12 protein-coding genes are annotated in these 13,214 nt (G+C 34.8%); 10 read left to right on the forward strand and 2 right to left on the reverse strand.

Going from position 1 to position 13,214, the window contains the following annotated elements; translation table 11 throughout:
• Window positions 1–78 precede the first annotated feature (78 nt).
• Window positions 79–4,134, forward strand: coding sequence for a Cna B-type domain-containing protein (locus CD172_RS11410; RefSeq protein WP_103346424.1), 4,056 nt, complete (start codon window positions 79–81; stop codon window positions 4,132–4,134).
• A 71-nt stretch (window positions 4,135–4,205) separates the two neighbouring features.
• Here CD172_RS11410 and CD172_RS11415 read toward each other — a convergent pair whose 3' ends face one another.
• Complete coding sequence (locus CD172_RS11415) at window positions 4,206–5,114, reverse strand: aldo/keto reductase (RefSeq protein WP_103346425.1); 909 nt, start codon at window positions 5,112–5,114, stop codon at window positions 4,206–4,208.
• A gap of 78 nt (window positions 5,115–5,192) precedes the next feature.
• Between CD172_RS11415 and CD172_RS11420 the strand changes: the two genes are divergently transcribed.
• The 3 genes from CD172_RS11420 to xerD all read left to right on the forward strand — a co-directional run bounded on the left by CD172_RS11420 (window position 5,193) and on the right by xerD (window position 7,215).
• Window positions 5,193–5,735: an NUDIX hydrolase gene (locus tag CD172_RS11420; protein ID WP_103346426.1), complete on the forward strand. Its 543-nt coding sequence runs from the start codon at window positions 5,193–5,195 to the stop codon at window positions 5,733–5,735.
• 103 nt (window positions 5,736–5,838) lie between these two features.
• Entirely contained in the window at window positions 5,839–6,291 is a 453-nt protein-coding gene (gene fur, locus CD172_RS11425; protein ID WP_060551094.1) for a ferric iron uptake transcriptional regulator, read from the forward strand.
• 36 nt (window positions 6,292–6,327) lie between these two features.
• Window positions 6,328–7,215: a site-specific tyrosine recombinase XerD gene (gene xerD, locus CD172_RS11430; protein WP_103346427.1), complete on the forward strand. Its 888-nt coding sequence runs from the start codon at window positions 6,328–6,330 to the stop codon at window positions 7,213–7,215.
• 20 nt (window positions 7,216–7,235) lie between these two features.
• Here the strand turns inward: xerD and CD172_RS11435 are convergent, their stop codons facing one another.
• Window positions 7,236–7,748, reverse strand: a complete 513-nt coding sequence (locus CD172_RS11435) for a DUF309 domain-containing protein (RefSeq protein WP_390901879.1) — start codon at window positions 7,746–7,748, stop codon at window positions 7,236–7,238.
• A gap of 87 nt (window positions 7,749–7,835) precedes the next feature.
• Here CD172_RS11435 and CD172_RS11440 point away from each other — a divergent pair, with 87 nt between their 5' ends.
• The 6 genes from CD172_RS11440 to CD172_RS11465 all read left to right on the forward strand — a co-directional run bounded on the left by CD172_RS11440 (window position 7,836) and on the right by CD172_RS11465 (window position 13,082).
• Window positions 7,836–8,570: a segregation and condensation protein A gene (locus tag CD172_RS11440; RefSeq protein ID WP_060551093.1), complete on the forward strand. Its 735-nt coding sequence runs from the start codon at window positions 7,836–7,838 to the stop codon at window positions 8,568–8,570.
• On the forward strand, window positions 8,554–9,099 hold the full coding sequence (gene scpB / locus CD172_RS11445) for an SMC-Scp complex subunit ScpB (protein WP_103346428.1): 546 nt from the start codon (window positions 8,554–8,556) through the stop codon (window positions 9,097–9,099). The genes CD172_RS11440 and scpB overlap by 17 nt, the downstream gene beginning before the upstream one ends.
• A complete protein-coding gene (locus CD172_RS11450) occupies window positions 9,096–9,836 on the forward strand; it encodes a pseudouridine synthase (RefSeq protein ID WP_037564259.1) in 741 nt (246 codons plus the stop codon). Before scpB ends, CD172_RS11450 begins: the two co-directional genes overlap by 4 nt.
• Before the next feature lie 127 nt (window positions 9,837–9,963).
• A complete protein-coding gene (locus CD172_RS11455; RefSeq protein WP_060551091.1) occupies window positions 9,964–10,689 on the forward strand; it encodes a response regulator in 726 nt (241 codons plus the stop codon).
• Entirely contained in the window at window positions 10,673–12,415 is a 1,743-nt protein-coding gene (locus CD172_RS11460; protein ID WP_103346430.1) for an ATP-binding protein, read from the forward strand. The genes CD172_RS11455 and CD172_RS11460 overlap by 17 nt, the downstream gene beginning before the upstream one ends.
• 118 nt (window positions 12,416–12,533) lie before the next feature.
• Window positions 12,534–13,082, forward strand: coding sequence for an ECF transporter S component (locus CD172_RS11465; RefSeq protein ID WP_060551090.1), 549 nt, complete (start codon window positions 12,534–12,536; stop codon window positions 13,080–13,082).
• Window positions 13,083–13,214 lie beyond the last annotated feature (132 nt).

The raw sequence follows: 13,214 nt of genomic DNA on the forward strand, positions 1-13,214 counted from the left end.
CCTTTATTTAGTAGTATAGTATATAATTTGGTTAGTAATATTTGTATTACTAAATATTTTGAAAAATGGGGGAATATGATGAACAGAAAAATATTGGTTTTTATGGTCTTTGTATTATTATTAAATGTTTTAGCACCAATATTTCATACTAGTAACGTTACCGCAGCCAGTGACATTTCTTCTAGAAATGTAACAAGTTTGTCTGTATCATCTCCGCAAATAAATGACGGAGATAAGACGAAAGTGCGAGTAGAATTTAATGACAAAGCTGGGAAAATTCAAAACGGCGATACAATTAAAGTTACTTGGCCAAACTATGGAGATGTTAAGATAGAAGGTTATAGTAAAACTGTTCCATTAGATGTTAAGGGTACCGTTGTAGGACAAGCAGTCATTACTCCTGAAGGTGCTACAATTACTTTTAATCAAAATGTAGATAATTTAAACGATGTCTCGGGTTTTGCTGAATTTGAAGTACAAGGTAGAAATTTAACAAATACAACTAGCTCTGATACTAAAACAGGTACAATAAGTTCTGGTACAAAAACTGTAGAATTATCAGTTACTAAAGGAGAAGCAGGTACTGGTGGTGTCTTCTACTATAAAACAGGGGATATGTTACCGAATGATACTGAAAATGTCCGTTGGTTTCTTAACATTAACAACGAAAAAAGTGCTGTTGTAAAAGAAGTTAGAATAAGTGACCAAATACAGGGCGGTCAAAAATTAAATCTAAGTTCACTTACAATACAAGTGCAGGGTACACATCCAAACTATTTTACGGGTGAAAATGTAATATCAGATTTTGAAAAGTACTATCCTGGTTCCGTGTTAAGTATTAATGAAACAAACAATACTATTGATGTTATAATTCCGCAAGGCTACGCTTCGTACAATAACTTTACGATAAGTTATAAAACAAAAATCACAAATGATTCTCAAAAAGAATTTGTAAATAAGACTCAGGCATGGTACCAAGAACACAATCAGCCAGAAGTTGCAGGTAAATCATTTGATTACACTGTGCAAAACATTAGCGCTAATGCTGGGATTCAAGGAACTGTTAAAGGGGAATTGAAAATCCAAAAGTTGGATAAAGATACACAACAACCTATCCAAAATGTTAAATTCACTTTAACTAACGAGGATGGAAGTAATCCTAGAGAATTAGTTACGGATGCGCAAGGTCTTGCTAATATTAAAGACTTGCCAAGCGGAAAATATATTATTAAAGAGATTGAAGCGCCATCACCTTATGTATTTGATAAAAACAAGGAATATCCGTTCGAACTTAAAGATACTGATACGCAAGGTTACTTCATTAAAATAGACAACTCTAAAGCAGAAGAGAGAACGAAAGATGTAACAGCTAAGAAAGTGTGGGATGGTACTAAGACTTCTCATCCGACTGTATATTTTAAATTATTTCAAAAAGATGCGAACAATAATGAAGTTGCCGTACCTAATGCAGATATTAAAAAATTAGAAAACGGAACAACTGAGGTAACATGGAATGCCTTACCTGAATTAGATAAAGATGGTAAAGCGATAGTGTATTATGTAAAGGAAGTTGATGCTCAAGGGAACGATGCCACACCAGAAGGCTATACTAAAAAAGAAGAGGGCTTAACGGTAACGAATACTGAAAAACCTATCGAAACAACTTCTGTATCAGGCAAAAAAGTTTGGGATGACAATAATGATCAAGACGGTAAACGTCCGAATTCTGTAACTGTCAATTTACTCGCTAATGGTGAAAAGATAAAATCTGAAACTGTCACTAAAGATACAAATTGGCAGTATGAATTTACTAATTTACCAAAATATGACAACGGCAAAGTGATTGAATATACTGTAACAGAAGATCATGTTAATGATTATTCTACAACGATTAATGACACAACGATTACAAATAAATACACACCTGGCAAAACAACTGCTACTGTCACTAAAAACTGGGAAGACAAGAATAACCAAGATGGTAAACGTCCTGGCTCAATTCAAGTTGAACTTCTTGCAGATGGTGTGTCAACGAACAAAACTGCTACATTAAATGCGGATAATGAATGGTCATACACTTGGAAAGATTTGGATGAAAAGTCTCAAGGTAAAGCCATTACATATACCGTCAAAGAACTTTCTAAAGTAAATGGTTATGCAACATCCATTGATAACAGCAACATAGGAAATTTAATCATCACAAATGAATATACACCTGAAACAACTGAAGTCAACGGCACGAAAGTTTGGGATGATAAAGACAATCAAGACGGTAAACGTCCTGAGTCAGTTACTGTAAACTTATTAAAAAATGGTGAAAAAGTTGATTCACAAACAGTAAATGCCACTTCTAATTGGAGTTATGCATTTTCATATTTACCTAAGTATGAAAATGGACAACTTATTGATTATACGGTAACAGAAGACCATGTTGAAGATTACTCTACAACGATTAATGGTACGACTATCACGAATAAATATACACCAGGTAAAACAACAGCTACCGTTACTAAAAACTGGGAAGATAAAAATAACCAAGATGGACAACGTCCTGGTTCAATTCAAGTTGAATTATATACCAATGGTAAAGCGACAGGTGAAAAAGCGACTTTATCAGAAAGTAATGACTGGACACATACGTGGCAAGATTTAGATGAGAAAAGCCAAGGTAAAGCCATCTCGTACACTGTTAAAGAACTTTCTAATGTCAATGGCTATACATCAACTATTGATGACACCAACATTGGTAATGTGATTTTAACGAACACTCACAAACCTGAAACAACTAAAGTCGAAGGTAAAAAGGTTTGGGATGATAAAGACAATCAAGATCATAAACGTCCTGATACTGTCACAATCAATCTACTTAAAAATGGTGAAAAAATTGATGCTAAAACAGTAGACGCATCTTCAGATTGGTCTTACGCATTTAATGATTTACCAAAATATGACAACGGTGAGGAAATTCAATACACAGTCACTGAAGATCATGTGGAAGATTACTCTACAACGATTGACGGCACGACAATCACAAATAAATATACACCAGGTAAAACTTCGGCGACTGTGACTAAAAATTGGGAAGACAATAACAACCAAGATGGCAAACGTTCGAAGTCTATTGAAGTAGAACTTTTAGCTAACGGTGAACCAACTGGCAAAACAGCAACGTTAGATATTGACAATGATTGGACACACACGTGGCAAGATCTTGATGAAAAAGCAAAAGGCAAAGACATTCAATACACAGTAAAAGAAACAACAAAGCTTAAAGATTACGATACTACTATTAATAATGACAATATAGGTAACTTAATCATAACAAACGCTTATACGCCTGAAACGACAAAAGTTGAAGGTGAAAAAGTTTGGAAAGATCATGATAATCAAGACGGTAAACGTCCTGAACACATTAAAGTCAACTTATTAAAGAATGGCGAAGAAGTTGATACGAAAACTGTAGATGCCACTTCAAATTGGACATATGCATTCCATGATTTACCAAAATACGAAGACGGTAAAGCTATCCATTACAGCGTCACTGAAGACCATGTAGATGATTATACGACAACTATCGATGGCACAACGATTACGAATACGTATACGCCAGGTAAAACATCAGCAACTGTGACTAAACGCTGGGACGACCAACAAGATAAAAACAAACAACGTCCGGCATCTATTGAGGTAGAATTATTAGCTAACGGTAAACCAACAGGTAAAACTATTACATTAAATGATAAAAATGATTGGACATATACGTGGCAAGATCTCGATGAAAAAGTTAAAGGTAAAGAGATTGTTTATACTGTTCAAGAGCGCACACAACTTGAGCATTATAACGTAAGTGTCAATAACGATGACATGGGTAACTTAGTGATTACAAATCAATTCAAAGATCCTTCAACACCAGTTAATCCTGACAAACCGAATGAAGAAAAACCGAATAAACCTAAACAACCAGATACACCGTCAGAATCTCCGAAAACATCCGAGCAACCGAAGCCTGGTATTCCTAAATTTATTAGTGAATTACCTAATACAGGTAAGGCTTTAATGCAATCTTGGATCACTTGGGTTGTTATAACATGTATTGGACTTGGTATTTTCTTTATCTTTAAAAGAAGAAAATAATATCAACAATTGAGCTCAGCTAACACATTTGAACCCCCGACATACTAAGTGGTATAACGGGGGTTCTTTTTTTAATTTAAATGTTGTTCATACTCTAAATTTTTTACTAATTCGCGCGCACGCTGGATTTTATCTGTTGAAATATTCATCTCATAGTGTTTCACATTATCTCTAATTTGTTTTGGAGTGCTTGCACCGGTAATGATAGAGCCTAACGCATCAAATGATTTTAAGTAATTAAAGGTCAATGCTGAAAGATGAGGTTCAACGTGATGTAATGATTCAATTGTTTCTTTAAGTTCCTCATTCGTATAATCAAAAATGCCATCTTCAAACTTTTCATTTAAAGCTTTTTCATAGTTATCTGTTAGTAAACCTTTAAATACAGGTCCTCTTGCTAGCACTTTCACACCTTTAGCCTCGATATCTTTTAAGAGGGCTTCTGGTCTGTTATCAATTAAACTAAATTGAGACATAATCGTTTCTATATTACTATGTTGTAAATAATAATGAATAACGTTAGGACGAATAGAGGAAATACCGTATGCTTTAATGAGACCTTCTTGTTTCAATTCATCAAAGGCACTAATGGTTTCATCTAACGGATCATCAATTGTTCCTCCATGAAGCATATATAAATCAAGATAATCCAATTGTAATCGTCTTAAAGATTGTTTGACGTTTTCTTTTATATATTGTTTAGAAGGGTCCCAGTACGTTTCTCCATTTTCTTTTAAATGATTGCCTACTTTAGTACCAATCACAATCTCATCACGATGTTGATAAGGTTTCAAGGCTTTACCTACAATATCCTCGTTGACCCCTTTGTCATAAATATCCGCTGTATCAAAATAGGTGATGCCTGATTCCAAAGCTGTCTCAATAATCGCTTGCGCTTGTTCGAAATCTGTTCCAAGACTCATACAACCGAGTCCTAATTCTGACAATTGAAGACCACTTTTTAAAGTATTCTTTTGCATAGGTACACACCTTCCGTTAAAATTTAATCATATTCATCATAGCAAACCTACGGGATAAATGAAAAGGAGAGACCTATCATGTCATTTGAGGAAAAAACGCTTTCTAAAGAAACGCTGTATGAAGGTAAAATCATTACAGTTGAAAAACATTTAGTAGAACTTCCTAATCAAGAAACATCCTACCGAGAAGTTGTAAAACATAACGGTGCAGTTGCGATATGCGCTTTAACGCCTGATCAGAAAGTAATTTTGGTTAAACAGTATCGTAAAGCATTAGAAGATACGTTATTAGAAATTCCCGCTGGTAAATTAGAACCTAATGAAAGTCGCATCAACGCTGCTAAAAGAGAACTTGAAGAAGAAACAGGCTACATTGCAGACGAACTTAAACTCATAGGTGAAGTGTATGGAGCGCCTGGTTTTACCAATGAACTCATTTCAATTTATTTTGCGAGCCATTTAGAAAAAGGTCAAATGCAATTAGATGAAGATGAATTTGTTGAGAAAATCTATTATACCTTAGACGAGGTTGAAAAAGCAGTTAAACATCGTCAAATCAAGGATGCCAAAACATTAATCGCATTTCAATATCTATTATCAAATTATAATCATTCTAAATAACTGTTCTAAAGGGTTGCTTTTTTTCTCAATTACTGTTAATTTAATACAAGTAATTCATACACATTATAATGATTTTAAATTTCAGTAGAGGGGTGAAGCTTCCGTGGAAGAACGATTAAATCGCGTGAAGCAACAATTACAACAATCTTCATATAAACTTACACCGCAAAGGGAAGCGACTGTAAGAGTATTAATTGAAAACGAGGCAGACCATTTAAGCGCGGAGGACGTTTACTTAAAAGTTAAAGAAAAAGCACCAGAAATAGGGTTGGCTACCGTTTACCGTACATTAGAACTTTTAGCTGACTTAAAAGTTGTCGATAAAGTGAGTTTTGGTGACGGTGTGGCACGCTTTGACTTACGTAAAGAAGGGTCTGAACACTTCCATCATCATTTAGTTTGTATGGAGTGTGGTCGTGTAGATGAAATCGATGAAGATTTATTACCACAAGTAGAAGAACGTGTGGAACGAGAATTTAATTTTAAAATTTTAGACCATCGCCTAACATTTCATGGCATCTGTAACACATGTCAAAACAAAAATAAATCGAAATAAATCACTCAACTTTGATAATGAAATGAAGGTGATTGAATGCAAGACGTTGTCGATGAATATTTAAAATTTATACAACTTGAAAAAGGATTGTCTGAAAATACAATCGCAGCATATCGACGAGATTTAAATCATTATTTAAATTATTTACAAGAGCGTAAAATCACGCATTTAGATTTCGTAGACCGTCAGACGTTACAACAATGGTTCGGCGTCTTACATGATGAAGGGCGATCTACTAAATCAATTGCACGATTCACCTCTACAATTAGAAGCTTTCATCAATTTGCCTTACGTGAAAAATACGCATCGAATGATCCAACCGTTCTAATTGAAACACCGAAATACGAACGTAAATTACCTGATGTATTATCTATAGAAGAAATTGATTTATTGCTTTGTACGCCCGACATTTCTAAAAACAATGGCTATCGAGACCGTACAATGTTAGAACTTTTATATGCGACGGGTATGCGTGTGTCGGAATTGATAAGTATTGAAGTTGAGGATATTAATTTGATGATGGGCTTTGTTAGAGTTTTTGGTAAAGGGAATAAAGAGCGCATTGTCCCGTTAGGTGAAACGGTAATTGATTTTCTTCAAAAATATATAGAAACCGTACGCCCTCAATTGTTAAAAAAACATGTTACGCATACATTGTTTCTAAATATGCATGGCAAGCCATTAACACGTCAAGGGATATGGAAAATGATTAAACAAACAGGCCAAAAAGCTGGCATTCAAAAACGGCTCACTCCTCATACGTTAAGACATTCATTTGCAACACATTTACTTGAAAATGGGGCAGATTTACGAGCTGTGCAAGAAATGCTCGGTCATTCTGATATTTCTACGACACAATTATATACGCATGTCTCGAAAACCCAAATCAGAAAAATGTATCAAGCATTTCATCCACGTGCTTAAACGTTAACTTATTTTTTAAGCTAACGTTTTTTATTTTGCAATGCACGCGCGCGCGCTTCGATCACATCATCGCGATTACGTAATTTATGATGATGTAAAATATAAGGTGACGATATGACTGTCTTTAACAGATGATAATTAGGATAGTGATGTAAAATATTTTGCGTCATCTCTGCTGTTAATGGGATAACAATAGGGGTATAGCGTTCTTTTTGTTCAGTGCTTTCAATCAATTGCCGCAATTCATTTTCAAATTGATGATAATCTACACCTAAAGCTTGATACGTTAATTTATCATGATGACGACAAACAGTTAACGCTTTTTTATATGAACGATGCGCACCTTTAAAATTGCCTCTACGATGATGATAACATGCGGTTGCTAAAAGAATCAGCGCCACTACAGGATCATCTTTTGAAAATGTGGGTTGTGCTTTCCATGCTTCTTCTAATATATCGTGGCATAAGAAATAATGTTGTTTTTGATGAAATTGTACATAAAATTCCATAAGTTGTTGATGCAAATGTATCACTCCAAAATTTATTGTTACTCATAAACATGCTATAATACTTTCGGATACAATGCATCCAACTTGCAATAAGAAATGAGGCAAACGCGCATGTATGAGGTGAAATTAGACGCCTTTAATGGTCCTTTAGATTTATTACTCCATTTAATTAAAGAATTTGAAATCGATATTTATGATATTCCGATGAAAGCATTAACAGAGCAATATATGCAATATATTCATGCGATGAATCAGCTTGAAATTAACGTTGCAAGTGAGTATTTAGTTGTAGCGAGCGAACTTTTAATGATTAAAAGTCGCATGTTATTGCCTGACATAGAACAAAGTGATGCAGATGAAGAGGATCCACGAGAAGAACTTGTAGAGAAATTGATTGAGTATCAAAATTTTAAAGCATATGCATCGTTATTAGATTCAAAGAAAGAAGCACGTGCGCATTTATATACGAAAACGCCGTCTGATTTATCTCATTATGAAAAATCAGAACGTTTGTCAGAGGACACAACCATCGACTTAACCGAATTAATTGTGGCCTATCAGAAAATGAAAACACGTGTTGCGTTAAAAAAACCAACTCAAGTTCAAATTAGAAAAGAAACGTATACCATTCAACAATCTACAGCACATATTCATTCAAAATTACAACAACAGCAATCCATTACATTTTTTGACTTATTTACATTTAATGAAACGATAGAACATGTTGTGACACATTTTTTAGCATTACTCGAAATGGCTAAAACAGGCATGATACAAATCCAACAAACAGAAGCTTTCCACAATTTTAATATTACTAAAGGAGTCAATTATGACTTTAAATCATAACGAAATCATGACAGCCATCTTGTATACTGTAGGGGAAGATGGCATTGAACGTAAACAATTGGCTGATATTTTAGAAGTTAATGATACGCAATTAGCGGCATATATAGATCACTTTCATATTGATGGGTTAACTTTACAACAATTCGGAGAAACATTGGTTTTAACGACTGTTGAAGAAGCGGAACCATACATAGAAGCGCTGATTGTCAATAAAGGAAAAGCTAAGCTCTCACAAGCTGCTATGGAGGTCCTCGCAATTATCGCTTACAATCAACCTATGACTCGAAGCGATATTGAAATGATTCGTGGTATTAATTCAGATGGGCCTGTGAAAACATTAATAGCTAAAGGATTAATTGAACCCAAACAGCACCCGGAAACACGTGGTCAACATTTATATACAACAGATTTATTTTTAAATGTCTTTGGTTTGAAATCTTTAGATGCGCTACCTACAACAGATGAAGATGAAGAAGAAATAGAAAACTTTTTTAGTGAGCTCGTAAATCAGAAAGGAGCAACAGAATGACACAATTTGAACGATTACAAAAACGTATCGCGAACAGCGGTTATACATCTAGACGTAAAGCTGAAACATTAATTCTTGAAGGCAAAGTAGAGGTCAATGGCAAAGTCGTCACAGAACTTGGGACGAAAGTAAGCCCTTCAGACCGCGTAAGTGTCGAAGGTATTCCATTAGAACTTGAGGATAAGTTATACATTTTGTTTTACAAACCGACTCAAGTGATTACGAGTGTATCAGATGACAGAGGAAGAAAAGTTGTTACAGATTACTTTGACGACCTTGATACGCGCATTTACCCAGTTGGACGTTTAGATTATGATACGTCAGGCGTTCTATTATTAACTAACGATGGGGAATTTACGAATTTAATGACCCATCCGAGATATAAAATTCCTAAAACGTATATTGCTAAAATTGAGGGTTATATTTTACGTGAACAAGTAAAAGCTTTAGAAAGTGGTATTCAACTCGAAGATGGTATGACACAACCCGCTAAAGTTAAAGTGAAAAAACAGGACAAAACAAAAAACACGTCACTCATTGAAATTACCATTACTGAGGGACGAAATCGACAAGTGCGCCGTATGTTTGAACACTTTGGTTTTAAAGTGACCAAACTTTCTCGCGTTTCATTTGGTCCTCTTGATTTAAAAGGCTTAGGTGCTGGTGAAGGGCGCGTATTATCCCCTCATGAGGTTAAAACGTTGCGCCAACTCGCTAATCAAGGCTCCACCAAATAAATTGCACAAAATTTGAAATCTAGCTTATTATAATCTTAGTATTATTGTTTGATTATCTATTTAAACATTCCATATGCTATACTAGGCATAGGAATGAATTGTAAGTAGGCGTGGGAGGTATGTCATAATGACTAACGAAATTTTAGTCGTGGATGATGAAGAACGTATCAGAAAATTATTAAAAATATATCTTGAAAGAGAAGGCTATCAAGTCGTTGAAGCTACAGATGGTGAAGAAGCACTCCAGCTCGCGCAAGCGCATGATTACGCGTGTATCTTACTAGATTTAATGTTACCTAAGCGAGATGGTATAGAAGTCGCTACAATGTTACGCGAAACGAAAGAAACACCTATTATCATGTTGACAGCTAAAGGTGAAGAAAATAACCGTGTTGAAGGCTTTGAATCTGGTGCAGACGATTATATCGTCAAGCCATTTTCACCTAGAGAAGTGGTATTACGTGTTAAGGCATTATTACGTCGCACGCAATCTCAACTCACTGATCATAATGAGCCACATGCGCGTGACGTGATTTCATTTAAACACTTGACAATCGATAACGATGCGCATAAAGTTTTAGCGGATGAAACACCTGTTAATTTAACTCCGAAAGAATATGAATTGTTAATATACTTAGCCAAAACACCGAATAAAGTGTTTGATCGTGAACAATTATTAAAAGAAGTTTGGCATTATGAATTTTATGGTGACTTAAGAACTGTAGATACACATGTGAAGCGTTTGCGTGAAAAGCTCAATCGTGTATCAAGTGATGCTGCGCAAATGATTCAAACAGTTTGGGGCGTTGGCTATAAATTTGAAGTCAATGAAAATAATGAAGCGCCTGAATAATGTGGTCATAAAACTGTGGTTAACTATTTTATTAATAGTAACGACAGTTTTAATTTTATTGAGTGCAGCACTCATTACCTTTATGCAGTATTATTTCACGCAACAAACTGAAAATACACTATTTGAAAATGCGAAAAGTATTAATCAAGTGTTAGATGAAAGTAAAGATAGACAAAGTGCCATTCGACAAAGTGATATTATGTTGGAAAAAAATAAAGGATTAATCATCATACCTGACTTTGTTAATTTAAAAGATTCGAACTCAATCAAAGAAAAAATGCTTGAGGAAATCAAAGAGAATAAAGCGTTTGACAAAGTACTCTCTGAGAAAAAATCGGTGCTTCAACATGTCACGGTTAACGTTAAAGGCATCGATCGTACTTACGTATTACTTGGATATCCATCGAAAGATTATAAAGGTCAAGCATCGGCAGTATTTATTTATCAAGATTTAAAAAGTATTGAAGACACGAACAATGTCATCACAATTATTATATTAATTACAGCACTCATTTTCTTGGGCATTTCAACGGTATTCGCATTCTTTTTATCTACAAGAATTACAAATCCATTAAGAGAATTGAAAAACCAAGCTAGAGAAGTAGCGAGAGGTAATTATGCGAAACGTGTACCCGTTCAAACAAAAGATGAAATTGGTGCATTAGCAATGACGTTTAATAAAATGAGTCGTAATATTCAAACGCATATCGATGCGATCACAACGTCTAAAAATATTCGTGACACTTTAATTGATGCGATGGTCGAAGGGGTTCTCGGGATGAACCACCGTCGAGAAATCATTTTATCAAATCAACTGGCTACAAACTTATTACAAGAAATGCCAAAAGAACTCAAAGCAAAATATGACGCTCAAGCGAATCAAACTTTCAAAACGAGACGTACAGAATACGAAGAATATGAGATTAATAAACGCTATTTTGTCATCATTATGAGTTATATCGAACGCATTCAACCAACAGGAGAAAGTGGTTTAGTGGTCGTGATGCGTGATATGACCAATGAACACCATATGGATCAAGTTAAAAAAGATTTCATTGCAAGTGTTTCACATGAGTTACGTACACCTATCTCGTTATTACAAGGTTATACGGAGTCTATTGTGGATGGTGTCGTTACTGAGCCTGACGAAATCAAAGAGTTTCTACTTATTGTCTTAGACGAATCAAGACGTCTATCTCGACTTGTTAATGAATTACTAGATGTCGCGAGAATTGATGCAGAAGGCGTAACAGTGAGCAAAACAGAACAACCGATGAAAGATTTAATTCAAAAGATGGCAATTAAATATAAACAAGAAGCATTAGATTTAGGTTTAACTTTAAACTTTCAAATGGATGGCATTATGACACACAATTGGCATTACGATTTTGATCGTATGGAACAAGTTTTAACAAATTTAGTCGACAATGCCGCAAGACATACGAAGCCAGGTGACCGCATTTCTATTTCAGCATCAGAAACAGAAACTGATTATATTTTAACTGTGTCAGATACGGGTGTCGGAATTTCTCCAGAACACCTTGAGAAAGTGTTCGAACGCTTTTATAAAGTTGATGCGTCAAGAAAGCGTGGCAAACAAGGGACAGGATTAGGATTGTTTATTACACGCATGATTGTAGAAGCGCATGGCGGGCATATTTCCGTTATGAGTAAAGTGAATATCGGAACACAATTTAAAATAAAGTTACCAAAAAGACAAGTATAATATTTTCCATTTGTCATTCAGGGACTTAAACCAAGTATCATCATTACACATGCTTTCAAAATAGTTTATAATCAATTTCAAACACTTCGAAATTCTAATCAGTAAAGGGGGGACCATTATGAAACAACGTCAAACGAGACGTATGATTATCGTGGGAATGTTAAGCGCCATAGCATTTGTATTAATGTTTTTAAAATTCCCATTACCATTTTTACCACCGTATTTAACGATTGACTTTAGTGATATCCCTGCACTCATAGCAACATTTTTATTTGGTCCTGTCGCAGGTATTCTAGTAGAATTAATTAAAAATCTACTCAACTTTTTCTTTAATATGAGTGACCCAGTGGGACCAGTAGCTAACTTTTTAGCAGGATGTAGTTTCTTATTAACGAGTTACGTGATTTACAAAAAATCCCGTACTCAACGTGCTTTAATTCTAGGGTTAGTCGTTGCAACAATTGTGATGACAATGGTTTTAAGCGTAATGAATTATTTTGTACTTTTACCATTGTATGGCTTAATTATGAATCTAACGGATATTGTTCATAATTTGAAGGTGATCATTACCGCTGGAATTATCCCATTTAATTTAATCAAAGGTTTATTAATTTCAATTATATTTTTACTTCTATATCCTCGTATTTCTAAAGTTTTAAAAGGTTAATATCATTGATAAAGCCTTTCTTTACTTAAATTGTAAATCAAAACCACCCGTGTGAACGGGTGGTTTGTTCTGCGGCTGAAAGCCTCTGTTACTGACCAGCCCTTGTAAGGGCGCTGAAAAGATCAGCCAACT

It is taken from the genome of Staphylococcus agnetis (assembly GCF_002901865.1).
Lineage (GTDB): Bacteria > Bacillota > Bacilli > Staphylococcales > Staphylococcaceae > Staphylococcus > Staphylococcus agnetis.